Below are 22,233 nucleotides of genomic sequence, written 5' to 3'. Positions count from 1 at the left end.
GCGTTTGCTGCATTTCCTATAGGGAGACTAGTAGGAGGTGACACGTCATGTCATATCAATTTCCCCCTGGCGGCCGAGATGGTTCCCCAGGTTTTCCAGGCTCCCCTGGTTCCCCCGGATCACCGGGAGGATTTCCCCCTCCACCACCAGGTCCTCCACCGAGCAGGACGCCAAGTGCACCGGGAGCAAGAGGCTATGGCGGAACACGCCGGATTGATGCTGGCGGATTCTATCCCTGTTTATATCGTTACACGTACGTGTGGTTGCGAAATGGTCGTTCTTTTTGGTTTTACCCCGTCTATGTCAGTCGGCATTCTGTATCCGGTTATCGCTGGAGAGGATATCGATGGGAGTATTACGGGACAGACTTGGATCGAATCGCTTATTTTACATGTTAACTCCATTCACGAGCAAAAAGGCCATTCCCTGAGAGGATGGCCTTTTTATTTTGGAGGACTTATTTTATGGAGAGTGAGAAATCCTTGTGATCATGAATGTCTCCTTTTTCCACATGGACCTTCACTGTATAATCCCCTGCAGCAGGGAATTGTGCGCTGGCTTCATACTGGCCTGCCGCAGTTTCCGTTGCATCAACAAAGCTGTGCTTCTCGGCATTTCCCAGCCAGAACTCGAATTTGACTGTCGCTTTGTCCAACGCTTTGTTGTCTTTCATCAGATGAACAGTGAGAGCAGATGGTGTTGCGACTTGAATATTGTTGGCTGGAGAGAAATGATAATCAACGGTCTCACCATTCGCGTGACCTGCCGCCCCATGATCGTGTGACTGACCTGCGTCAGCTTGAGGGGAAGATGGCGTCGCCCCAGTCTTGCTGTTTACGGTAAACGGGGTCTTCTGCATGTTGTGGAAATCTCGTGCTGTTACATGGTAGTAGACAAAATAAGAGCCTGGCTCACTAATGGTTTGTTGGGCCGTGTAGACACCGTCTCCTTGCAGAGAAGCCGGGATCGTTTCGTGCTTTTCTTGCCCATCTTTCCACCATTCGAATTTTACTTCCTTGGCATCATCCACGGGTTGGCCATCTTGTGTGACTTTAACGGAGAAGGTAACTGTGTCGCCCGCTACGAGCTCCTTTGGTTCCAATGTAAAGGCAGCCTTAACGGGAGCTCCGGGTTGAAAAGCTTGTTGCTCGTTTTCTTTTCCACAAGCGGCCAAAAGGAGCATAAGCATGGATAAGAGCAAAATCATCGTTCGTTTCATGTTGGATTACCCCTCCTTTTTCAATTTCAACAATTCCTGATAAATTTGTTCGGGATCGAAGTCGTCGCCCATGCCAAATTTTTGAATGACGGAATTGTTATCATCTACGAGATACGTACTCGATGTATGAGAGATAAACCCATCATCCATCTTATTGGCAAAAAAGCCAAGCGAATTTGTAACCGTTTTGATCGTTTCGTCATCACCCCGAAGCAAGGTCCAGCCTTGTTCTTGAATCCCCAACTGCTTGGCATAGTAGCGCATGACATCAGGGGTGTCGTTTTGCGGATCAATCGTGATGGTCAAAAACTCAACGTCTTGCCCCATCAGGTTTGCTTCGAGCAAACGCTTTTGCAGTTGAACCATTTTTACCGTTGTCGTGGGACAAATATCCGGGCAACGGGTATAAATCAGCTCCACCAAGCGAAATGTTTTCTTTTGCGGTGCTAGCGAATAGGATTGTCCATCGATGGTTTGCAGAGTCACATCATCAGGCAATTTCGCCTGGGCGTTTTTGGGCCCGAACCAAACCCAAGAAGCGACAAGAGCAACAAGGACAAGGACGGGTAACAACAAGAGCAGCCGTCTGATTCGGATAGCGGTAGCAGGGGCGATATTCACGTGTGTGTAACGCCTCCTTTCTGATTCTTTTGGCTATGGCGTTATGAGGCCGTCCTCTTCCTGATTCTTTTCTTTTCGATACCAGGTAGAGAAAATGTAAGCCAGGACGACTCCGTACGTCAGCTCCTGCATGAGCTTCATCACGATTCCACCCAGCCGTTGATCGTCCAGCGGGAGCAGTGGAACGGCAAACATCGATTTATCGATCGGCGTGGAAAAGAATGGAGCGCAGAGCATGGAAGGACCGTCTACATATGTTGCATACAAAGGTGTTGCTGAAAAAATAATCAGAGCGCATGCAGGAGTAATCAAAACGCCGTTGGCAAAAATGTAGGCAAGCTTCTGCAGTTCCGACATACGGTGAATTTCCGGTATCGGTGCGACAACAGGCATCCACATCAAAATCGCAGTCACCAAAAGCAGTAAATGAATCAAATTATGCAGGGCCAGATTGTTCATTGCCAGGTCTAAAATAACAGGCATATGGTAAAACGAGAACAGGGCATTGAACATGAGAATAGCAGGTATCGGGTGACTCGCTATTCTCATGAAAAGCTTGAGCCCCCGGCGATAGAACAGGGAACGGATCAACCAAGACGGGGTCCCTGCCAAGAGCAGCAAGGGCATGACAAGATAAAGCAACGATTGCTGCAGCATATGGGCGCTAAACAAAAAATGCCCGGCTACGTTCAAGGGACTCCCCATACTAAAGTAAAAACCAAGTAAGCCGAGCGTGAAAAAAGTCTTTTGCTTGCGTGTGACAGGTGTGGAGTCTTGAAAAGTTTGGCGTAATGGTCCGGTCAGCGAAAAATATGCCAGACCGATCAAGAAAGTCAAAACAATCAGCTCTGGATTCCATGTCGCCCGAAAGCCAAAGGTTTCAGTGAAATAAGTGAGGGTCATGCGATTACCTCCGTTTTCAAGGATTATCCCCAGTACTCATTATAGGCAAATAACTGGAAAAGCCTAATGACTCGTTCGGGCTATTTCTTCCACGGGAACGGAATTCTTCACATATTTGTCACGTATGTCCAATATGAAAAGAGCCTCCCGCAAATCAAGGGAGGCTGCTATCGTTATGATTTTTTCTGTTCTTCCAACCAAGCTTTCCATTCGCTTGCTTCGCGTCCACCGACGAGTCGAGCTACTTCCTTGCCGCCCTTGTAATGAACGAGGGTCGGGGTAAACTCGATCTGATAATCCTGGTAGCTGGCATTGAATTCGAGCAGGTTGTGCTTTTTCATGTCGATATCCAGGCTTTTGACAATCGGCACCAAGACAGGCGTAGTTGCTTTGCAGTGCACGCAGAGTGGACTGTAGAAGTATACAAACATGTCTTCCTGATTATCGAGCTTGGCTTTGAGCTCATCAGGCATAATGAGATTATCGTACAGAGGGTCACTCAATTGTTCGATAGTAGCCGGGTTCAAATTGGCTTTGCCGTATGGGTTTCCTTCCGCGAGCTGACGGTTCGAAATGTCAGCGTACACGATTGCACCGATCAGGAGCGCAGCCACAAGGATGGATAGAAAGATGACTTTCTTCATGAATCATTTCTCCTTTGCATTTTTCATTACGATGACAAGCAGGATGCTGATCAAGGTGAAGGCAATGAGAGCAAGGAACGGAATCGTGATAAATCCTAGCCAGTTAATATAGTCCGTGTTGCATGGCACAATGCCGCAAGCGCTGCCCAGATCTTGCAGGGCAGGTATTTTTTGAATCGAGTAATGATACAGCGATGTGAGTCCTCCGATAATGGAGAGAATCAGGGCGTACGACGCGATCTTGTCATCTTTCTTCGCGGAGGCAACCCCGAGCAAGATGACGAGCGGGTACATCAAGATTCGCTGGTACCAGCACAGGTCACACGGTATGTACTTTAACACCTCTGAAAAAAACAAACTGCCTCCTGTTGCGATGAGAGAGACTCCCCATGCGGCAAACATGGCTTGTTCCACGATTTGCTGACGTTTCATATAAACACCTCGTCCATATCTTAACATATTACAAATCGAAAGTAGATTATAAAAAGTAATAATTTATTGAACGAATGGGCTTGTCTCCTGCACCAGACTGGATGCACTACCCGATGCGCTTGCAGCAGGTAGGAACCAGTGCGAAAGCTCCCAGTTTTCCCGAGCATGATCAGTAGACCCGTACTTGTGGAGAGGATTGCCTATCCCGAATCGGTACGAACATGGTTTGAAGAGATGGCCATTCGACGAGCATGACGCCTCGCCAGTATCCCGCGCCACCATCAATGCCGATCATATTGTCTCTGCGCCAAGGACCGTTGCCTGCGTATTGAGGCAATCCTGGAACAGGGGTATGGCCAAAGATGACAGGGAGGTCTCCATCATAATAAAGGTAGAAAGGCTCGCGAATCCATAGTAAATCTTGCGGATTTTGTTCCTGCAAGGGGATGCCGGGTCGAATGCCTGCGTGTACCAAAAGTGCGGCTGGAGCTCCTGTTCGCGGATCGGCTGGCAGCTCAATATACAAAGGAAGAGACGACAAGGCTGGCAAAATTGTTGGATAGCGAGAAAGGATGAATTGCCGGGCTTCTTCTTGCTCCTCCAAAGAAGGCATCCGATTAAGAAAAGCTCGCCGAAGCGGGTGATTTCCTAAGAAAGATCGAATGGTGGCATCGCCGCCGTTGTAGCGCAGGTATAACTCCGGATTGCCGTTGCCGGATAGCCAATCTGCAAGCATTTGCTCGTGGTTGCCTTTTAGGAGATAGACTTGGTTCGGATACGCCTGCCGAAGGGCGAGTAAATCGAGCAATACTTCCTTTGATTCCGGTCCTCGATCGATCATGTCCCCCAATACGAACAGACGATCACCAGCTTGGGGGGAGAAGGAAACGTCCCGCAGCGCCTTTTGAAAAGCCTGATTCTGACCATGTATGTCCGAGACCAAATAAGTAGCCAAACAAAATCACCCTCCTCGATTACCCGTTATGCCTTTTAGTAGGATATGTTTGTGCAAAGTAGAGGGTGAAAGGGTGTGTCTCTTTCTCCGGCGTACAAATGGGTGCACATCTTTTGTGAATGGGAATAGAGATGCAGAATGAGTCAAATACCCATAAGGTGGGAGGATCAAACGACAGATGGCTACTTCCTATCGAGACTATACATCGCCGAATACTCAGTTCACGTACGATATGAGAAATAATCTGTTTTTCAAAAAGGACGATCGGAATTTTATCGATGCCTTGGGGATTGCACAATTAAATACATTGGGAAATAGCTCGCTGCTGGATATTTTCCTGACAACCGGAAATGTTGTCGAGCCGCACATACACCAAAATGCAGCAGAACTGGTGTATTGCATCGCTGGTGAGGCCATTGTTTCCCTGATTAATCCTTTTACGAATCAATTGCTTAACTACCATATTAAACCGAGACAAGTTGCCAATATCCCGCAGGGCTGGTGGCATTATGAAATGGCTTTGACAGACGATACGCATCTACTGGCTATTTTTGACGCGCCTGTTCCTGAGGTGATCTTTGGCTCCGATATTTTGCGTCTGACTCCTGCGAGTGTGTGGGCACATACGTATTGTTTAGACGAAGCAAAGGTAAAAGAAACATTTGCGCCTATTACCAAAACAGTTGTGATTGGCCCGCCAGTAGGATGTCAGCAACAGGGGCAGATGCCAGATCGAGCTGCTTCAAGCCAGTACCCGTACTATGGCTATTCGAGTCAGTTGCCAAATAGTTACGGTTATTACGATGCCAACTATGTGCAGCAGGGTGGGTATGGACAGCACCCAGTCTATCAACAGCCGACTGGTTATTTGCAATATGGCATGGACACTTACCATACCGGATATCCGCCACAACCCATTTATCCATCCTATTGAAGTGAAAGATCGTATCCTGATGAGCAGGTCTCCCAAATCCGGCATTCTTCTATTACAATCAGGAGAAGTACATTTTCAAAGAAGAAGGGGAGACCATGATGGATCATCTGGCATACTGGTTGCGGACATCTTCCTTTACCGTTGTATTCACCGGAGCAGGCATGTCGACAGAGAGTGGCTTGCCTGATTTTCGCTCGCAGTTTGGACTATGGCGCGGCAAAGATCCGATGCAACTCGCGAGTACGCGCGCGATGATGGAAAATCGGGAAGCATTTGTAGAGTTTTATCAGATGCGCATTCAAGGACTGTTGTCTTGCAAGCCACACGCCGGACACGAATGGTTAGCAGAGTGGGAGCGTCGTGGATTGGTTCATGGGATCATTACACAAAATGTAGATGGCTTTCATCAAGAGGCGGGAAGCTTGGCTGTAGCCGAACTCCATGGCTCTCTTGCGAAAATCCGCTGTCTAGCCTGTGGGACCGAGTATGCCCATACACGTTATCTGGAGGATCAAGGGACGATTTGTGCATGCGGAGGATTTTTGCGTCCAGGTGTTGTCCTGTTTGGCGAATCATTGCCGCAATCGCAAGTCGATCAGGCCATCTCGTGGACGGAACAAGCCGATTTGTTCATCGTATTAGGCTCTTCACTTACTGTGAGTCCAGCCAATTGGTTTCCGCAGCATGCAAAAGAAAGAGGAGCCAAACTGGTCATTGTCAATCAGGAACGAACCCCATTGGATGCGTGGGCAGATGAGGTCATCCAAAAGGAGCGGATCGGCGACGTGCTGCAAAAAATAGGACAGTCGTTAGGAGAATAAAAGCAGGCGTGCTCGATGGAAAGAGTACGCCTCTTCTGTTTGGGCCGGTTGACCTGCCTGATTGCTGGTGACGCTTCCTATTTTATTTTTGTACATGCGCCAATATTACTTACTATTCAATATTTTACCATTAATGAGATGATATTCCAATATTTGCTACATCCAGTTGAATCACCCTAGAGCTTGCGCGAAAAACATGATACCATCGAGTGTAAGATTCATATGGCTTCTCGATAAGCAAATAGAAAAGTACAGGTGACGTTCATGCAAATATTATCAGTAGAAAACCTCTCCAAAGGCTATGGAGAAAAAGTATTGTTCGATAACATTTCCTTCCATATTGCAGAGCAAGAGCGCATTGGTCTGATCGGGGTAAATGGGACGGGAAAATCCTCGCTCTTAAAAATCGTGGCGGGCTTGGATACAGCGGATAGCGGGAAAATTGTTCACGCGAATCATTTTCACGTGGAGTATTTGCCGCAAAATCCCGATTTTGACGAAAACTCCACGGTACTGGAACAAGTATTTTACGGTGATTCTCCGCTCATTCAGCTTTTGCGTGATTATGAAACAGCGCTAGAGGCTGTTCAGGAATCGCCTGACGACGAGAAAAAGCAGGCGCGATTGTTTGCTGTTCAAAACAGGATGGATGCGGCTGATGCGTGGGAGAGCAACACGCAAGCCAAAATGATCCTGACCAAGCTTGGCCTACACAATTTTTCGCAAAAGGTAGGAGATCTCTCAGGTGGACAAAAAAAGCGGGTAGCAATGGCACGTGCTTTGATTCAACCAGCAGACCTGCTCATTTTGGATGAGCCTACGAACCATATTGACAATGAGACAGTCGAGTGGCTGGAAGAGTATTTGTCCCGCTACAAGGGCGCTTTGCTGCTCGTCACCCATGATCGTTACTTCCTGGATCGCGTGACGAACCGCACGTTTGAGCTGGATCGCGGCAAACTCTACAGCTATGAAGGCAACTACGCGATGTTCCTGGAGAAAAAGGCGGATCGTGAAGAAAACGAAGCGGCTGTAGAGAGCAAGCGGCAAAATTTGCTTCGACGCGAGCTGGCATGGCTGCGTCGCGGTGCAAAAGCACGGACGACTAAACAAAAGGCACGTGTGCAACGGGCTGAGGAGTTGCGAGATAAAGTCGTAGATGGACCTGCTGCCAAGATGGAGATGGCACTCGGGGCCAGCCGTCTCGGCAAAAAGGTGATCGAGCTTACAAACATCCATAAAGCGTACGGTGAGCGCAAACTGATCAACGATTTCAGCTACATTGTCCTGCCGGGTGATCGAGTGGGGATTATCGGGCCAAACGGAAGCGGAAAAACGACGCTCTTGAACATGCTTGCAGGAAGAATTCAACCGGATAGCGGTTCATTGGAAATTGGGACGACCGTTAAAATCGCCTACTACACGCAGGATAACGTCGAGATGGATGAAAAGCTGCGCGTCATCGAATATGTAAAGGAAGCCGCAGAGGTTATTCAGACGAGCAACGGAGAGTCGATCACGGCCTCGCAAATGCTGGAGCGGTTCCTGTTCTCGCCGCATATGCAATGGACACCGATTTCCCGTCTGTCTGGGGGAGAGCGGAGACGTCTGTATCTGCTTCGTACGCTCATGGGAGAGCCAAATGTGCTGTTTTTAGATGAGCCTACGAATGATTTGGATATTCAAACGCTCAGTATTTTGGAGGATTATCTCGAGCAGTTCCCTGGCGCAGTCATCACGGTATCGCATGACCGGTATTTCCTTGATCGTACCGTAGACCATTTGTTTGCTTTTGAGGGGCAAGGAAACATCCGTCACTACTACGGCAACTACTCCGAGTACCTGGAAGAAAGACGCCAGGAAAAAGCAACACAGGTGCAAGAAGCGGATCAACAGGCAGAAAAGGCGCAAAGCAACAGCGGGGCTAATCGCGGCAACAACCGCACACGCAAACTGTCTTACAAGGATCAGAAGGAATGGGATGCGATTGAAGGCAAGATCGCGGCTTTGGAAGAGCGCAGCGTCAAGCTGAAGCAAGAGATTGCAGCGTCAGGCAGCGATTACGGCAAAATTGAAAAGCTCTACGCAGAAGAACAGCAAGTGGCGGCAGAGCTCGAAGCCACCATTGAGCGTTGGGCGGAATTATCTGCACTGGTAGAGGAATTGGAGCAAGGGAAATAATTAGTGACGTAGCCAGTAATTGAGGGCTGGGAATGCGACGCATCCACCTGTAGACTAGAGTAGATTACTAGAGTAGAGGAGTCGCTGTCGTTGCCTGCCTATAAGTTAGACCCGGAATGGGTTATGTCTTACCTAGAACTGCAAGAACATCAGCTCTCTTCCGAAATGCATCCAGAGGATAAAGAAGTGATCATGAACAAGATCAGGGAAATGACGTTATCGATCATGTACAAGCAAGCGAGAAGATTTCTTGTATACTTGGAATCGGATGAAACGGAAGCAGATAGAACGAAAAAGACTCATCTTATGTAAAGAAGACCCGCCTTGGATAAAAAAGAGGCGGGTCTTTTCATGTTTATGTTTATTGCTGTCTGATTCGAACGGGCGTACCAATGGGCACGATTTTTGCCAGAGCATTCACGTCCTCATTGTACATGCGAATACAGCCGTGAGATACATACTTGCCGATAGAGGAAGGATTGTTCGTGCCGTGAATGCCGTAGTGTGGCTTGCTCAGTCCCATCCAGATGGTGCCGAATACACTTAAAGGACCTCCTGGATAGGAGTTCGGATAGGGGACTTTGTTGATGATGGTAAAATCCCCTCGTGGTGTCGATGTGGCAATTTTGCCCAAGGCAACAGGATAAGAGCGGATGAGTTGGTTCCCATCGAATAGATCGAGACGTAACCTCGCAATCGAGATGCGGATGTTGTAGGACGGCAGCTTCTTCACCTCCCAGCACAAACGATACGAAATGCCGCTCTTACCATCTTATGAAAACCAACGGAACCGGTACCTTTTCTCTCGTGATTAATGTAGCTTGAAATCTAACGAAAACGTATCCGGATAGCGCAGACCGTCACTATAGAACAAGGTTCGCACCCAGACGTACATCCGTAAAGGAATGGAAGGAAAGACGATGGCGAGCTTTCCTTCCTCCAGGACAGGCAAATCGAGTGGGGATTGAATTTCATAGGGGACACCTTCTTGATCAAGCAACGTTTTGTAATGTTGGGCCTCGCTCCAGCTAACAGGATAATAAAATGATTTCTCCATCCAATTCCAACACCTTTCCAGGTTTCACTGCTTCCCATTGTATGTAAAACATTTGAGATAAAAAAAGAAACAAACGCCACAGGCATTGAAAAATAGGCAGTCCAATTATGTTTGTAAAGTGTTGACTGGGCAAAAAACGTCATGATTTTCCCAGAAAATGCGTGTAAAGTGGAAGTAAGCACAAACTGGAGGGACAAGGGAATGAAGCAGACGCACTTGCACTTTAACATGCAAATGGGCAGAAAAAAGCCAGTGAGTGTAAACAACACAGAAACGGCCTGTCCTTTTTGTGATCGAAACAGTCTCACCGATGTTTTGGCGCAGCGGGGCTCCATGATTTGGCTCATGAACAAATTCCCTGTTCTGGAGGATACACATCAAACTGTTTTGATTGAGTCGGATGAATGCCAAGGGGATTGGTCTGTTTACTCCAAAGAACATGTACGTGCATTGCTGGCATTCGGGGTAGAGAAGTGGCTTGAAATGGAGCAAAGCAAGTCTTATCGTTCCGTTCTGTTTTTCAAAAACCACGGCCCGTATTCCGGAGGGAGCATCCGTCATCCGCACATGCAGATCGTCGGACTAAACGACTACAACTATCTGGATCAAGTAAAAGACAGTGATTTTATGGGCATGATTATCGATCAAGAGGCTGGGGTTGAATGCAATCTGTCTACGCATCCGCGTGCAGGTTTTTTTGAATACAATGTCATTCTATCGGACTTTGATCGATTGCCGAAAATGGCAGACTACTTACAAATTTTAGCACATTGGATACTGACTCATGTCAATCCGCGTAACCAAAGCTACAATTTTTTCTTTTACCATTGGGGAGAAAAGCTGATCGCCAAAGTGGTTCCGAGGTTTGTTACCTCGCCTCTTTACGTAGGCTATTCGATTCCGCAGGTCGCCAATAATTTGGAAGATATGGTCGCCCAATTGCAACGACGATACTTCTAATCATAGAAAGGGTGCTTACGCTATGACGTATACGATCACGGCAAAAAAAACACTCACCTCAGAGGAACTGGCACAGATTAAAGAGCTGGTTGCGATTTGCAATGAACAGGATGGGATTGATCTCAAAGTAAACCCGGGGATGCTGGAAAAGCGTTCAGGAGAGCATGAAGAAGACTTTGTCTGTTATGCGGATGGAAAGCTGGTTGGCTTTTTAGGGCTCTACGTGTTTCATGGCGGTGAGGCAGAAGTGAGCGGTATGGTCCATCCAGCCTACAGAAGAAAAGGCATATTTACAGCGTTGCAAGCACAAGCCGCAGACGCATGCAGACGAAGAGGGATTCCGGCGCAGTTGTTTATCGTTCAGCGAGATTCGGAAAACGGTAAGTCATATATGGAGCGAATCGGCGGGGAATATCAATTCTCGGAATACTGGATGGATTTAGGGGACAAGCAAAGAGCAACGGTTTCTGGAAACGTGCTGCTTCGACCTGAGATCGCCAGTGACTACGAAACATTGATTTGGCTGAACGTCCATGGTTTTCAAATGGAAGAAGAACGCGCAAGGGAAATGGCCGAGAACATGGCGGGTGATCCCAAGGCTACCACACATTTGATGATAGTCGATGATAAGGCCGTTGGCAAAATAAGCGTAAACAAGGATGAGGGCAAGGCGTTTATTTATGGATTTTGTGTCCACCCAGATTACCAAGGGAAAGGATATGGACGCCAGGCATTGGCACAAACAATCGAGATGCTGGTGAAAGAGGGATATCAGCACGTATCACTGGAAGTAGCCTGTGAAAACAGCAATGCCTTAGGGTTGTATGAATCATGCGGCTTTTTTGTAAAGTCGGCCAATGATTACTACAAGCTGGCATTGTAGCGCGCAAACTGCTTTTGAACATCTCCCAGGTTGGAAAACGCAATAGCTTCCATGCTACGATAAGAGAGAAGCATGGAGCGTTGTAAAAAGGAGTGACTCACTATGAAACTGTTGTCCATCGAACCGACGCCCAGTCCAAACGTCATGAAGCTGAATGTCGACGAGCGTTTGCCGGATGGGGTCCAACATGTCTATACAAAAAAAGATGCGAGTAAAGCACCAGAACTCATGAACAAGCTCTTGGAGATCGAAGGGGTAACCTCGATTTTTCATACGGCAGACTTTCTCGCGCTGGAGCGAAAGTCCAATGCAGATTGGCAGCGTATTTTGACTGTCGCCCGCGAGGTTTTGCAAGCAGGTGGAGGAGCGGCTGTTCCTGATATGTCTGCGGAGGATGCGGGGGCATTTGGAGAGGCGCAAGTATATATTCAAATGTTCCGCGGTGTACCGATGCAGGTCAAGGTGACCATGGGGACAGAGCAGATTCGTGCAGCGCTGCCAGAGCGTTTTGGACAGGCAGCCGTGCGGGCGGGATCTGCGTCGCCCAACCTTATCATGGAGCGAAAATGGGTCGAGCATGGCGTGCGCTATGGCGATTTGCGCGAGATTGGCGAGGAGGTCGCATTGGAAGTCGATGCCTCCTATCCAGAGAGCCGTGTGGAAGAACTCGTGCAACAGGCCATGGCGCTTGGTCCAGGGGAAACTCCAGAGCCCGTCGTGCGTGAAAAGAAAGTCGTTACGCTGGAGATGCTCGATGATCCAGATTGGCAAAAAAGATATGAAGTGCTGGATCGGATGGAGCCTACCGAAGAGGATTTGCCTGTTTTGGAAAAAGCGCTTCGTGACGGCAAACCGTCGATTCGCAGGCTGGCGGTTGTGTATCTGGGCATGATTGGCGGCGATGATGTTTTCCCGCTGCTGTTTGAAGCGCTCCGAGATGATTCCGTCTCTGTACGACGTACAGCAGGCGATACCTTGTCTGACTTGGGTGACACCCGCGCAATTCTGCCGATGTGTGAGGCGTTGAAGGATAAAAACAAGCTGGTACGCTGGCGTGCTGCTCGCTACTTGTTTGAGGTGGGGGATGAAACCGCCTTGGACGCTTTGCGTGCCGCACAGAACGATCCCGAGTTCGAGGTCAGCTTGCAAGTCCAAATGGCCGTCCAGCGTATTGAAAGCGGCGAGGCGGCTAGCGGTACCGTTTGGCAGCAAATGACTCGCCGAAACGATTAGTCGCTGTTTCCAGTTGCATAAGAGCCCTCTATCAAGCAGGCTGAAGTGAAGTGCCCCCTGCTAAGAGGGCTTTTTTGTTCGTGTGTTCGTTGGTTGGATATACGGCGAATAGCGGGGCATACTGCTTCAAGAAGAGTGGTAAACAAGTTGGTTTATTAGGTAAATATTGGTATAAGTCAGTATAAAAATAGACACAGTTCAATAATAGTTGACTTCCACCTTATCCATCCCTTAGACTAGGAAAGGGTTTAGCTTATGTTATCAACATCGCTAGTGCGTAGGGGAGATTGTGTATGACAACCAATCACTATGACGTTGTTATTGTAGGTGGGGGACTTGCTGGTCTTTCCAGTGCCGCCTACCTGTCGTCGAAAGGCAAAAAAGTTGCAGTTTTGGAACGCGGTCAATTGGGTGGACGTGCCGTTACACTGAAGATCAAAGGATTTAACTTCAACTTCGGTGCCCACGCCATTTATGCTCGCGACAGCTCCGTTTTGAGAACGTTTGAAAAAGAATTGGGTCTGAGCATCGATTGGCAGGATTTCAATCCGACAAAAGCCAAGTACGATATTGGTAGCGATCTGACTGCAGTTCCGGCGAATGTACAAGGACTTTTCCAAACGAAGCTCTTAAAAGGCATGGACAAAGTATTGTTTACGTTTGAGATTTTGAAAACGATGCTAAAAATGGAGAAAGGCCATCCACATATGTCGATTCAAAAGTGGATGGAGAAAAAGCAAGTCAACGAAGAAGTGCGAGAAATGATGTTGACGCTTGCTTCTTCCAACTTCTTCACACGTGAACCTGAAAAGATTCCTTCTGACGTCTTCTTTTCTTACTACAGCCGTTTGTTTACAACGAATAAACCGGTAGCGTATATCGGTGGTGGCTGGCAAGCATTGATCAATGAATTCGTGCGTGTGATTGAAGCAAATCAGGGTACGATTCTGATCAAAACCAAAGTAGAAAAGTTCCAAGTAGAGAATGATCGTGTGGTTGGAGTGGTGACACCGGAGGGCGAATTTACGGCGGATGAATTTATTTGCTGTATTCCGCCGAAGGAGATGGCGAAAGTCTTTGCAGAGACTCGCCTGGAACATGCAATTGCACAGCATGCTGAATACGAGCCAACGGTTGTTATGGTGTATGACATTGGCTTGAAAGAGCGAATTGACGTACCGTTCTCCTACATCTACGAAAAAGCAAACAATATTTTCATTACCGATATCTCGTATTATGACCGCACTTGTGTACCTGAAGGCGGGCAGCTGCTGCAGGCGACTGCTTACATGCGTCAGGATGAAGTAGGAAACAAGGAAGCGGCCGAAATCCGCAAACAAGAGATTGAAAACCTGTATGACAAGCATTTCCCGGGCTGGCGTGAACAACTGGTTGTGCCACGCGTTTCTGCTCGTGCAGTCGTACAGGAGATCAAATGGACCATGAATCAGAAGCCAATGCCGATTTTCATGCCGGATTACCGCAACCTGTTCTTCGCGGGTGACTGGTGTGAAGGACAAGGCCAGCTGTCTGAGCTGTCTTTCTCTAGCGCGATGAACGTTGCCAAGCTGATTTTGGAAAAAGAATAAGTCAAAGACGAGCGGGTGTTCCTTGGAGAAGGGAATGCCTGCTTGTTTTTTCTCAGTCAACGTTTCAAAAGGAAAAGCCCGCCAATGGAGATGGCAGGCAAACATGGATTACGCTTTCTGACTATATACGTGATAAACGAGATTGCCGATTTGCGCCATGACGTTTGCAGCATCCTTTTGTTCGAGTCCCTTGTTTAAAATGGACAAAGTGACAGCATGAAAACCGGTGTAGAGGATGCCGACATCATGCGTGATTTTGGTCACAGAACCAGTCTTGTTGGCGAATTCCCATTTCGGAATCATCCCGATCACATCGCCGTCTGGGTCAGGCAAAAGGAAGGGAATGCGGTCACGGTGCTGCTGAGCCTTCAAGATGGCGACCATTTTTAAACAGCTGTCGTAGGAGATGACTTTTCCTGTTGCCACGTATCGGAGGTGGCTTCCCATGTCTTTTGCCGTTACCTCATTGTATCCTTCCAATTCGGCTGGGACGACCATGAGCTTGTTGTAGAAGTGACTGTTTGTCATTTCAGTTTTTTGCATCGCGTTGCGGATGCTCTCTGTTCCGACGAGATCAATCATCATGTTCGTAGCTGTATTGTCGCTTTGGATGATCATCAGGGTAACCAGGTCGCGAATCGTAAATTCAGTGCCGGGAGTCATATGCTGAAGAACACCTGCACCGCCAACGAGATCCTCTGCACGCAGTTTCATTTTGTCCTCTAAGGCAAACTTGCCTGCATACGCCTCTGCAAAAACAGCTGTCATGATCGGGACTTTGATTACACTGGCTGCATAAAAGCGTTGATCTTCGTTGATGGATAATGTTTCACCGGTTTGCAAATCTTCGAAAAAGATTCCCCATTCTCCTCCAGCGTCCTTGATCAGACTGGATATTTGGGCAAAAAGATTGGATAACATGTAGACCCATCTCCTTTTGTTTCGATGTAGACAAAATTTTCTCAAGATAATATTATTTAGTCATGCTCCTAACAATCAAGAAGAATTATTCCTAAGATGGGGGTTTTGCTGTTGCATAAGTGGAAGAAACTATCATTTTGTGCTGTTCTGTTAACCAGTTTAGCGTTCGCTGGCTGTGGAACACCGCAAGCAAGCACCACGGGGGAGACGACAGGTGCGAAGCAGGAGCAGAGTAGCGCCCCCCAAGTGATGCAGGTCAACCTGAACACTGGTGAGCCAAGCACGATCGACCCTGGACTGGCAGAAGATATCCCTTCGATGTCTGTTGCCCGTGCAGCATTTGATGGCCTCCTGCGCTTGAATGAAAAAGGCGAGCTGAAAGAGGCGGTCGCAGAGAAGTATGAGGTCTCCGCTGATGGTCTCACGTACACCTTCCATCTGCGGGAGTCCAAATGGACCAATGGAGATCCGGTTACGGCTCATGACTTCGAGTACGCATGGAAACGGGTTCTCGACCCGAAAACCGCTTCCAGTTACGCGTATCAGATGTACTATTTGAAAAATGGGCAAGCTTTTAACGCCAACAAGGCAAAAGCCGAAGATGTCGGCGTGAAGGCAACTGACGACAAGACACTGGTTGTTACACTGGAAAACCCGGCACCGTTTTTCCCGGAACTGGTTGCGTCTGTCACCTATTTCCCAGTCAACAAAAAAGCGGTTGAGGCCGACAAAGAGTGGGCTTCGAAGCCAGAGACGTACATTACAAACGGGCCATTCAGCTTGAAAAATTGGGAGCACAAATCAAAGATTGAGTTCGAAAAGAGCGATTCTTACTGGGATAAGGACGCTGTCAAATTGTCCAAGCTGACGTTGAACATGATCGAGGATGCCAATACAGAGCTGTCGATGTTTGAAAAAGGTGATCTGGACTGGGCGGGCTCGCCACTGGGCGATTTGCCACTGGATGCATTGGATGCTCTAAAACAATCCGGAAAGATGCAAGCTCAAGCGACAGCGGGTACGTACTGGTACATTTTCAATACGACGCAAAAGCCGTTTGACAACAAAAAGATTCGTCAGGCATTTGCTACGGCAGTCAATCGTCAGGAAATTTCCGATAATGTCGTACCATACAAGAGCACGCCAGCGACGGGTATTCTCCCGCCGACCATGGCACTCACGCCAGAGGGCTACATCAAAGACGGCGATGTAGAGACCGCGAAGAAGCTATTGGTAGAAGGTATGAAAGAAGCGGGGATCAAAGAGTTGCCGCCGATCACGATTGCATACAATACATCAGAGGTCAATTCACGTATTGCGACAGTCATTCAGGATCAATGGCGCAAAGCGTTTGGTATCGAAGTCAAACTGGTTAACAAAGAGAACAAGGTTCACCGTGAAGACATGAAGCAAGGAAACTTCACCATCGGTCGTGGTAGCTGGATTGGCGATTTCAACGATCCGATCAACTTCCTGGAAGTATTCAAGGGTGGACTGAATACATCCAAATGGGAAAACAAGGAGTTCCTCGATTTGCTCGCGCAATCTGCCAAAGAAGGGGATGCAGCGAAGCGTAAGGAAATCCTCAAGAAAGCTGAACAAATCGTCATGGATGAAATGCCTGCGTTGCCAATCTACTATTTCACCTATGCGTGGGTGAAGCAGGATAGCGTAAAAGATGTGGTAGTAGATGCACTCGGGTTCATCGACTTCAAGTATGCTTCCAATCAAAAGTAATCATGAGTCTGTGAGGGAGTGACTGGCGTGCGTCCGATCATTGGTGTGGCATGTACGAAAATGTATTTTCCGAAGAACGATCTCGACCAGTTTTTCTATGTAGGTTCAGGCTATGTGAACGGAATTGCGCGCAGTGGCGGTACTCCACTGATCTTGCCACTGCTGACGATTCAGGATGCTCCGTTTCGTGAGATGATCGAATCCCTGGACGGCTTGATTTTGTCCGGCGGTGAAGATCCTGCGCCGCATTTGTACGGCGAAGACCCGCTGCAAGGGCTGGGCGATATTAATTACGAAAGAGACATCACAGAGCTTGAGATTATCAAGATTGCGCTGGAGCTGAAAAAGCCAATCCTGGGCATTTGCCGCGGAATGCAAATTTTGAATGTGGCGTGTGGCGGCACCCTCATTCAAGATATCCCGAGCCAAGTACCAGGAGCATTACAGCATGCGCAGAAGGGTTCACGGCAATACGGGGCGCACAAGATTACGCTGCAACCTGGCTTTGTAGCGGATGCCCTCGGAAAGACAGAGGTGCTCGTGAACACCTCTCACCACCAAGCAGTCAAAGACATAGCACCGGGCTTTAAAGTCACAGGATGCGCGGCTGATGGTGTGATTGAGGCGATGGAAAGCCTCGACGGGCTACATGTAGGCGTACAGTGGCATCCAGAACGGATGTGGGCACACGACGACGACATGTTGAAGATTGCCGAGGCATTTGTTGCTCGGGCAAAGCAGTTGAAGCTGCAAACGACTAATTAGAGTCGTAATGAGAGAAACCGTTCTGGGTTTGCCCAGAGCGGTTTTTTTGCGTGCGGGAGGGCTTCCCCGTAGAAGTGTAGTGAAACAAGGATAAATGACAGGCAGAATCGAACTTCACGTAAGAGAGTGGATTTTGACATTCCGGAAGCCCTTGTATACTGAGCATAGAGGTGAGAGAAATGTTAAAGGTCGGAGACTCGGCTCCCGTCTTTACTGCGGCGAGCACAAAAGGAACCGTTGATCTTAGGGATCACATCGGCAAAGAAAATATCGTCCTCATTTTCTATCCGGGAGATGACACCCCGATTTGCACGAAGCAGCTATGTGCGGTTCAGGATCACTACACCAAAATCCAACGAGCAAACACAGTCGTTTTTGGCGTCAATCCAGGTGGCATGGACAAAAAGCGCTTATTCGCCGATAAGTTCCGCTATGAATTTCCATTGATCATAGATGAAGATGAATCCATTCGAAAAGCGTACGATGTTGGAAAAGTTCTCGGGCTGTTTTTCCAACAACGCATCGTGTACATCATCGGAAAAAACGGAACAATCTTATATGCCAAAAAAGGAAATCCTCCAGTATCAGAGCTGCTACAGGTAATCGAAAACTAAACCTAGGACGTTCTCGCTTGCGTCAATGGAACAAAACAGGGATAATAGAAATGAGAATGTATGTTTGGTGGGTATCCCTATGAAAAAAATTCTTCACTTGGATATTGACGCATTTTTTGCGAGTGTAGAGCAGTTAGATCGTCCAGAACTGCGGGGGAAGCCGGTCATTGTCGGGGGAACTGGCAATCGAGGTGTGGTATCGACCTGCAGCTACGAGGCACGCAAATACGGTGTTCGCTCCGCAATGCCAATCGCCATGGCGAGGAAAAAATGTCCGCAAGGCTTTTATTTGCCTGTCCGCTATAGCCGTTATATCGAAAAATCTGTTGAAGTCAGACAGATATTTACTTCTTATACAGAGCGTTATCAAACAGTAGGTTTAGACGAGGCTTATTTAGACGTGTCCCATTATGAAAATGCGGTACCTATTGCCCGTGATATCAAGAGGCGAATCAAACGAGAGACCGGACTTACTTGCAGCATCGGACTTTCCTACAATATGTCGTTGGCGAAAATCGCCAGTGATTTGAAAAAGCCGGATGCCTTTGTCATCATCCGACCAGAGCAGGCTTTGGATGTGCTGCGTTCGTTGCCAATTGGTACCTTGCATGGAGTTGGTAAAAAGTCACAAGAGCTGCTCGCGAAAAAGGGGATTGAGACGGTAGAGGATTTTTGGCGGCTTTCACTTGATGAGGCCACTACGTTATTTGGGAAGTTTGGTCGTTCTCTCTATTACCGGGCGAGAGGAGAAGACAATCGCGAAATCGAAATGGACCGCGCTCCGAAATCATTGAGCCGTGAAACGACACTGCCATTTGATTTGTTTGACAGGGATGCGATTGCTCCGATTGCCATCTCCCTCTTGCGTGAGGTCGAAGAGGACATCCGCGAAGAAGGGGTTGAACCCCAGACGATAACGCTCAAAATCAGGTACGCGGACTTTACCCAGCGGACCAAGCAGCACAAGGCTGTGGCAGGGGCTAACTGGCAGGAGCTGTTGGACGATTTGCTCGACGCTTTTGACTATACAGCGGGCGTTCGATTAGTTGGCGTAGGGTTTTCGAATTTTGCCGAGCAACAAGGGGAGCGGTACGAGCAGCTATCGATGTTTTCGTGGAAGCTCGGAAAGTAAGGGAGGGAGAACGGTGGAGACAGAGAATGCCTTTCATTGCTGTGCGACCTGTATTCATTTTCGTGTGGAAAAAGGGACGGGAGGAGTCAGCTATCGATGCTCTCGTCTAACCTATGAGACACGTCCGGACTATCGATTTCAATGCTGGACTCCGACAGAGAAGGTCAAGCGACTGATGGAAGCACGGAAAAGTCAACGATAGTGACAAAAAGAGGCACCCCCTTCGTTCTGATCGACAAAGGAGGTGCCTTTTCTATTCATTTGTCAGGTCGAGAGGACCATCACTTCCTCCGAACCATCCATTTCGCCATTTGAGATAAAGCCGAACGACTCATACAGCTTGCGAGCGAACTCGTTTTCAGGATGAATACTCAAGTAAATGCGCGTACAGCTGTAGCGTCTGCACATTTCTTCAACGAGCATGTTCAAAAATTGTTTGGCGTAACCCTTACCCTGATGGCGAACATCAATCATAAAGCGGTCCAGCCAAATTCGGCCATTCTCTCCTTCGATTCCGTGCATGGCATAACCGACAGCGATGTCTTTGTCATACAGACCGCATGATATCCATTCCGGTTCAAAACCTGATTGGGCGATGGAAAAAGCGTTGCTCTCGATGAAGGAGTGTTGACCTTCCTTTACAGTCAAGCAGGCAATTTGGCGCCAATTTTCTTTCGTAATTTCACGAATAGACAAGCTCAAAATTTCATCTCGCTTTCCTTTGTGCCAAGACTGGCAGAATTGCTTGCTTTTAATTGGACAAAAAGGAAAATGCCGAAGCCAAGGATGGATGCTGCCACAATCAGGAGGGCAGAGGATACAGGAAGTAAATCCGTCAATATTCCCCCTGCCAGTGGGCCTGCCACCATTCCGATTCCGTGAAACATATTAAAGAGAGAGTACGCCGTGCCGTATGCGCCGCTTCCACCTTGGTCAATGATGGCTCCCAATGTAGCCAAGGTTGGCGATAAGGTAAAACCAATGCTCGCTCCAACCAGGGCCATTGCGAGCATTGCTTGCCAGAGGGAGTCCGCCCACGCCAAAAATGGCAGAAACACAGCCAGCGTCAAGATTCCGCCAAACATGAGTTTATACGGATTCATGCGGCTGGAAAGGGAGCCGGCAACTGGAGCGATCAGTCCGTATGCGAGTGTCATGACCCCAAACAAAAGACCAATCGATGTCGGCGTCATGCTGAGTTTCTCTGTAAAAAATACGGGCAACGTCGGTTCCAGCAAACAAAGGGAAATCTCAGCCAACAGGACGATTCCAGCGATAAAAATGACTTGCGGATTGCGGATGAATCCACCGACATGAAGCTTTTCACTGACACTTCTCGTCGTGTCTTCCTTCAAGAACAAGTAAACCAGCACAATGTTGATCACGGTAAAGGCTGCTGCTGCCAGGAAAGGCATACGATGGTCACTGATTTCAAACAACCATCCGCCAATCGGCGCTCCGAGCAAGGTACCGGTCGAAATCGCCGTCAATGCAATTCCCATAACAGCTCCGCGCATTTTGGATGGGAACAAATCCGCCAGGAGGGCAAGGGCAGTTGGCCAAGTAGCCGCAGCAGCAATGCCTTGAACAAACCGTGCGGTAATCAACAAGGCCATTGTGTCAGAGAAAGCAAACAATAACGTGGAAGCGGCGAGACCGAGCAACCCGATCAAAAGCATGGTCCGTCTGCCGATCCGATCAGATATCGGCCCGAAAATAGGGGTGGCAATGAGCATCGCGACCGCATAGCTGCTAAACAGCACGCCCATCATCGTGGAGGATGGCTGCAGATTTTCCGTAAAATAAGGAACAATCGGAATCAACAAGCTGTACAGCAGCATGTCGATGAAAAGGATCAGGATGACAAACAGTAGTCCGATTCGTTGTTGTTTGGTCATTTGTGTAAAAATAGACATGATGGAACACCTCTCAACTATAAAAACTATTTTTGTTTTATTGGTTTTCTTGCATAGAACAATATCGTGGTCTTCCAAAGGTAGCGGGATGACCACGAATCATTTGTTATCTTTTATCTGCTGGTACCAATCCAAACAAGAGGACATCTACAATAGCGGAAAGCGCCTCTGAGACAGTAATCTGGTTTTTCATGTAAAAGCGCTGGTCGAGTGTAGAATTCAGCGCATCGACAATAACCTTCAGCATGAGGGTGACGTCCATATTGACGATGAGCCCTTCTCGAATCGCTTGCTCGAGAAGAACGCGCAGGGTTTGCCAATCCTCGGATAAAGAAGCCTCGACTTGGGCATATTGCTCAGGATAATATCGCTTCATCTGTTCGAGGATGCGCAAATCATAAAATTCATAGTGTGTCGGTAAAACCATCATGACGCCTTTGATTTTATCGATAAGAGAGAGACTGTCGTCTGCGAGAATTTGCTGTGTTTTTTCATCGCCCTCTTCAAAGGACTGTTGAATGATTGTTTCCAGAATTTCCACCTTGGATGAGAAGTGCTCGTACAACGTGCGTTTGCTGATCCCGAGTCGCTTCGCCAAATCATCCATGGAGAATTTCATGCCTTTATCGCGAATCTCTTCAATAAAACCTTTCATGATCCGGTTTTTAATTGCAATCAACCCCCCAGCTCAGCATAAAATAAAACTGTAAAAACAA

Annotated in this window: 26 protein-coding genes; 14 read left to right on the top strand and 12 right to left on the bottom strand. The window is 48.0% G+C overall.

What is annotated here, in order from left to right; genetic code table 11:
- Window positions 1–47 precede the first annotated feature (47 nt).
- Window positions 48–398, top strand: coding sequence for a transporter (locus M3630_RS04755; RefSeq protein ID WP_251251387.1), 351 nt, complete (start codon window positions 48–50; stop codon window positions 396–398).
- A gap of 59 nt (window positions 399–457) precedes the next feature.
- Here the strand turns inward: M3630_RS04755 and M3630_RS04750 are convergent, their stop codons facing one another.
- From M3630_RS04750 to M3630_RS04725, 6 genes are all read right to left on the bottom strand, one after another.
- Window positions 458–1,219: a FixH family protein gene (locus tag M3630_RS04750; protein ID WP_251251386.1), complete on the bottom strand. Its 762-nt coding sequence runs from the start codon at window positions 1,217–1,219 to the stop codon at window positions 458–460.
- 6 nt (window positions 1,220–1,225) lie between these two features.
- Window positions 1,226–1,840, bottom strand: coding sequence for an SCO family protein (locus M3630_RS04745; RefSeq protein ID WP_251251385.1), 615 nt, complete (start codon window positions 1,838–1,840; stop codon window positions 1,226–1,228).
- 33 nt (window positions 1,841–1,873) lie between these two features.
- Window positions 1,874–2,743 carry a cytochrome c oxidase assembly factor CtaG gene (ctaG, locus tag M3630_RS04740; RefSeq protein ID WP_251251384.1) on the bottom strand — a complete coding sequence of 290 codons (870 nt, stop codon included), beginning with the start codon at window positions 2,741–2,743 and terminating at the stop codon, window positions 1,874–1,876.
- Window positions 2,744–2,916: 173 nt separating this feature from the next.
- The gene (locus tag M3630_RS04735; RefSeq protein ID WP_173611526.1) at window positions 2,917–3,387 is read right to left on the bottom strand and encodes a thioredoxin family protein; all 471 of its coding nucleotides are present in this window, start codon (window positions 3,385–3,387) and stop codon (window positions 2,917–2,919) included.
- Window positions 3,388–3,390: 3 nt separating this feature from the next.
- Entirely contained in the window at window positions 3,391–3,819 is a 429-nt protein-coding gene (locus tag M3630_RS04730) for a disulfide oxidoreductase (protein WP_047072664.1), read from the bottom strand.
- 169 nt (window positions 3,820–3,988) lie between these two features.
- Window positions 3,989–4,774: a metallophosphoesterase family protein gene (locus tag M3630_RS04725; RefSeq protein ID WP_173611525.1), complete on the bottom strand. Its 786-nt coding sequence runs from the start codon at window positions 4,772–4,774 to the stop codon at window positions 3,989–3,991.
- A 178-nt stretch (window positions 4,775–4,952) separates the two neighbouring features.
- Between M3630_RS04725 and M3630_RS04720 the strand changes: the two genes are divergently transcribed.
- From M3630_RS04720 to M3630_RS04705, 4 genes are all read left to right on the top strand, one after another.
- The gene (locus M3630_RS04720; RefSeq protein ID WP_251251383.1) at window positions 4,953–5,708 is read left to right on the top strand and encodes a cupin domain-containing protein; all 756 of its coding nucleotides are present in this window, start codon (window positions 4,953–4,955) and stop codon (window positions 5,706–5,708) included.
- A 98-nt stretch (window positions 5,709–5,806) separates the two neighbouring features.
- Window positions 5,807–6,529: an NAD-dependent deacylase gene (locus tag M3630_RS04715; protein WP_251251656.1), complete on the top strand. Its 723-nt coding sequence runs from the start codon at window positions 5,807–5,809 to the stop codon at window positions 6,527–6,529.
- A gap of 264 nt (window positions 6,530–6,793) precedes the next feature.
- Complete coding sequence (locus tag M3630_RS04710) at window positions 6,794–8,710, top strand: ABC transporter ATP-binding protein (RefSeq protein WP_251251382.1); 1,917 nt, start codon at window positions 6,794–6,796, stop codon at window positions 8,708–8,710.
- Window positions 8,711–8,800: 90 nt separating this feature from the next.
- On the top strand, window positions 8,801–9,022 hold the full coding sequence (locus tag M3630_RS04705; RefSeq protein WP_056490961.1) for a hypothetical protein: 222 nt from the start codon (window positions 8,801–8,803) through the stop codon (window positions 9,020–9,022).
- 49 nt (window positions 9,023–9,071) lie between these two features.
- Here M3630_RS04705 and M3630_RS04700 read toward each other — a convergent pair whose 3' ends face one another.
- Both M3630_RS04700 and M3630_RS04695 read right to left on the bottom strand, forming a co-directional pair.
- The gene (locus M3630_RS04700) at window positions 9,072–9,443 is read right to left on the bottom strand and encodes a L,D-transpeptidase (protein WP_056491162.1); all 372 of its coding nucleotides are present in this window, start codon (window positions 9,441–9,443) and stop codon (window positions 9,072–9,074) included.
- Between the two features lie 78 nt (window positions 9,444–9,521).
- Window positions 9,522–9,767: a hypothetical protein gene (locus tag M3630_RS04695; RefSeq protein ID WP_251251381.1), complete on the bottom strand. Its 246-nt coding sequence runs from the start codon at window positions 9,765–9,767 to the stop codon at window positions 9,522–9,524.
- Between the two features lie 201 nt (window positions 9,768–9,968).
- Here M3630_RS04695 and M3630_RS04690 point away from each other — a divergent pair, with 201 nt between their 5' ends.
- The 4 genes from M3630_RS04690 (at window position 9,969) to M3630_RS04675 (ending at window position 14,432) form a co-directional block, all read left to right on the top strand.
- Window positions 9,969–10,727 (top strand): DUF4931 domain-containing protein, encoded by a 759-nt coding sequence (locus M3630_RS04690; protein ID WP_251251380.1) that lies wholly within the window; start codon window positions 9,969–9,971, stop codon window positions 10,725–10,727.
- A 22-nt stretch (window positions 10,728–10,749) separates the two neighbouring features.
- The gene (locus tag M3630_RS04685; protein WP_251251379.1) at window positions 10,750–11,610 is read left to right on the top strand and encodes a GNAT family N-acetyltransferase; all 861 of its coding nucleotides are present in this window, start codon (window positions 10,750–10,752) and stop codon (window positions 11,608–11,610) included.
- A 102-nt stretch (window positions 11,611–11,712) separates the two neighbouring features.
- Entirely contained in the window at window positions 11,713–12,843 is a 1,131-nt protein-coding gene (locus M3630_RS04680; RefSeq protein ID WP_251251378.1) for a virulence factor, read from the top strand.
- Between the two features lie 293 nt (window positions 12,844–13,136).
- Window positions 13,137–14,432 carry a phytoene desaturase family protein gene (locus M3630_RS04675; RefSeq protein ID WP_221868927.1) on the top strand — a complete coding sequence of 432 codons (1,296 nt, stop codon included), beginning with the start codon at window positions 13,137–13,139 and terminating at the stop codon, window positions 14,430–14,432.
- A 108-nt stretch (window positions 14,433–14,540) separates the two neighbouring features.
- Here the strand turns inward: M3630_RS04675 and M3630_RS04670 are convergent, their stop codons facing one another.
- Window positions 14,541–15,353, bottom strand: a complete 813-nt coding sequence (locus M3630_RS04670; RefSeq protein WP_251251377.1) for a serine hydrolase — start codon at window positions 15,351–15,353, stop codon at window positions 14,541–14,543.
- 111 nt (window positions 15,354–15,464) lie between these two features.
- On the opposite strand from M3630_RS04670, the gene M3630_RS04665 reads away from it, so the two are divergent.
- The 5 genes from M3630_RS04665 to M3630_RS04645 all read left to right on the top strand — a co-directional run bounded on the left by M3630_RS04665 (window position 15,465) and on the right by M3630_RS04645 (window position 19,803).
- Window positions 15,465–17,090 carry a peptide ABC transporter substrate-binding protein gene (locus M3630_RS04665; RefSeq protein ID WP_251251376.1) on the top strand — a complete coding sequence of 542 codons (1,626 nt, stop codon included), beginning with the start codon at window positions 15,465–15,467 and terminating at the stop codon, window positions 17,088–17,090.
- A gap of 27 nt (window positions 17,091–17,117) precedes the next feature.
- Window positions 17,118–17,855, top strand: coding sequence for a gamma-glutamyl-gamma-aminobutyrate hydrolase family protein (locus M3630_RS04660; protein ID WP_251251375.1), 738 nt, complete (start codon window positions 17,118–17,120; stop codon window positions 17,853–17,855).
- A 179-nt stretch (window positions 17,856–18,034) separates the two neighbouring features.
- Window positions 18,035–18,469, top strand: coding sequence for a peroxiredoxin (locus M3630_RS04655; protein WP_251251374.1), 435 nt, complete (start codon window positions 18,035–18,037; stop codon window positions 18,467–18,469).
- 79 nt (window positions 18,470–18,548) lie between these two features.
- The gene (locus tag M3630_RS04650) at window positions 18,549–19,601 is read left to right on the top strand and encodes a DNA polymerase IV (protein WP_251251373.1); all 1,053 of its coding nucleotides are present in this window, start codon (window positions 18,549–18,551) and stop codon (window positions 19,599–19,601) included.
- A 13-nt stretch (window positions 19,602–19,614) separates the two neighbouring features.
- The gene (locus M3630_RS04645; RefSeq protein WP_048032230.1) at window positions 19,615–19,803 is read left to right on the top strand and encodes a hypothetical protein; all 189 of its coding nucleotides are present in this window, start codon (window positions 19,615–19,617) and stop codon (window positions 19,801–19,803) included.
- 62 nt (window positions 19,804–19,865) lie between these two features.
- Here M3630_RS04645 and M3630_RS04640 read toward each other — a convergent pair whose 3' ends face one another.
- The 3 genes from M3630_RS04640 to M3630_RS04630 all read right to left on the bottom strand — a co-directional run bounded on the left by M3630_RS04640 (window position 19,866) and on the right by M3630_RS04630 (window position 22,187).
- Window positions 19,866–20,303, bottom strand: a complete 438-nt coding sequence (locus tag M3630_RS04640) for a GNAT family N-acetyltransferase (protein ID WP_232774203.1) — start codon at window positions 20,301–20,303, stop codon at window positions 19,866–19,868.
- Complete coding sequence (locus M3630_RS04635) at window positions 20,300–21,517, bottom strand: MFS transporter (protein WP_232774204.1); 1,218 nt, start codon at window positions 21,515–21,517, stop codon at window positions 20,300–20,302. Before M3630_RS04635 ends, M3630_RS04640 begins: the two co-directional genes overlap by 4 nt.
- 106 nt (window positions 21,518–21,623) lie before the next feature.
- On the bottom strand, window positions 21,624–22,187 hold the full coding sequence (locus M3630_RS04630; protein WP_142064592.1) for a TetR/AcrR family transcriptional regulator: 564 nt from the start codon (window positions 22,185–22,187) through the stop codon (window positions 21,624–21,626).
- Between the last annotated feature and the right edge of the window lie 46 nt (window positions 22,188–22,233).

Source organism: Brevibacillus sp. MER 51 (assembly GCF_023714195.1).
Classification (GTDB): domain Bacteria; phylum Bacillota; class Bacilli; order Brevibacillales; family Brevibacillaceae; genus Brevibacillus.
Note: the sequence above shows the minus strand (reverse complement) of the source record. Positions and strands in the feature narration are given on the sequence as shown.

What these genes read in the sequence shown, in the direction of transcription:
- M3630_RS04755 (WP_251251387.1), top strand. Translation starts at nt 48, where the DNA reads ATGTCATATCAATTTCCCCCTGGCGGCCGAGATGGTTCCCCAGGTTTT.
- M3630_RS04720 (WP_251251383.1), top strand. Translation starts at nt 4,953, where the DNA reads ATGGCTACTTCCTATCGAGACTATACATCGCCGAATACTCAGTTCACG.
- M3630_RS04710 (WP_251251382.1), top strand. Translation starts at nt 6,794, where the DNA reads ATGCAAATATTATCAGTAGAAAACCTCTCCAAAGGCTATGGAGAAAAA.
- M3630_RS04635 (WP_232774204.1), bottom strand. Translation starts at nt 21,517, where the DNA reads ATGTCTATTTTTACACAAATGACCAAACAACAACGAATCGGACTACTG.
- M3630_RS04750 (WP_251251386.1), bottom strand. Translation starts at nt 1,219, where the DNA reads ATGAAACGAACGATGATTTTGCTCTTATCCATGCTTATGCTCCTTTTG.
- M3630_RS04695 (WP_251251381.1), bottom strand. Translation starts at nt 9,767, where the DNA reads ATGGAGAAATCATTTTATTATCCTGTTAGCTGGAGCGAGGCCCAACAT.
- M3630_RS04685 (WP_251251379.1), top strand. Translation starts at nt 10,750, where the DNA reads ATGACGTATACGATCACGGCAAAAAAAACACTCACCTCAGAGGAACTG.
- M3630_RS04715 (WP_251251656.1), top strand. Translation starts at nt 5,807, where the DNA reads ATGGATCATCTGGCATACTGGTTGCGGACATCTTCCTTTACCGTTGTA.
- M3630_RS04675 (WP_221868927.1), top strand. Translation starts at nt 13,137, where the DNA reads ATGACAACCAATCACTATGACGTTGTTATTGTAGGTGGGGGACTTGCT.
- M3630_RS04650 (WP_251251373.1), top strand. Translation starts at nt 18,549, where the DNA reads ATGAAAAAAATTCTTCACTTGGATATTGACGCATTTTTTGCGAGTGTA.
- M3630_RS04690 (WP_251251380.1), top strand. Translation starts at nt 9,969, where the DNA reads ATGAAGCAGACGCACTTGCACTTTAACATGCAAATGGGCAGAAAAAAG.
- ctaG (WP_251251384.1), bottom strand. Translation starts at nt 2,743, where the DNA reads ATGACCCTCACTTATTTCACTGAAACCTTTGGCTTTCGGGCGACATGG.
- M3630_RS04655 (WP_251251374.1), top strand. Translation starts at nt 18,035, where the DNA reads ATGTTAAAGGTCGGAGACTCGGCTCCCGTCTTTACTGCGGCGAGCACA.
- M3630_RS04735 (WP_173611526.1), bottom strand. Translation starts at nt 3,387, where the DNA reads ATGAAGAAAGTCATCTTTCTATCCATCCTTGTGGCTGCGCTCCTGATC.
- M3630_RS04670 (WP_251251377.1), bottom strand. Translation starts at nt 15,353, where the DNA reads ATGTTATCCAATCTTTTTGCCCAAATATCCAGTCTGATCAAGGACGCT.
- M3630_RS04680 (WP_251251378.1), top strand. Translation starts at nt 11,713, where the DNA reads ATGAAACTGTTGTCCATCGAACCGACGCCCAGTCCAAACGTCATGAAG.
- M3630_RS04730 (WP_047072664.1), bottom strand. Translation starts at nt 3,819, where the DNA reads ATGAAACGTCAGCAAATCGTGGAACAAGCCATGTTTGCCGCATGGGGA.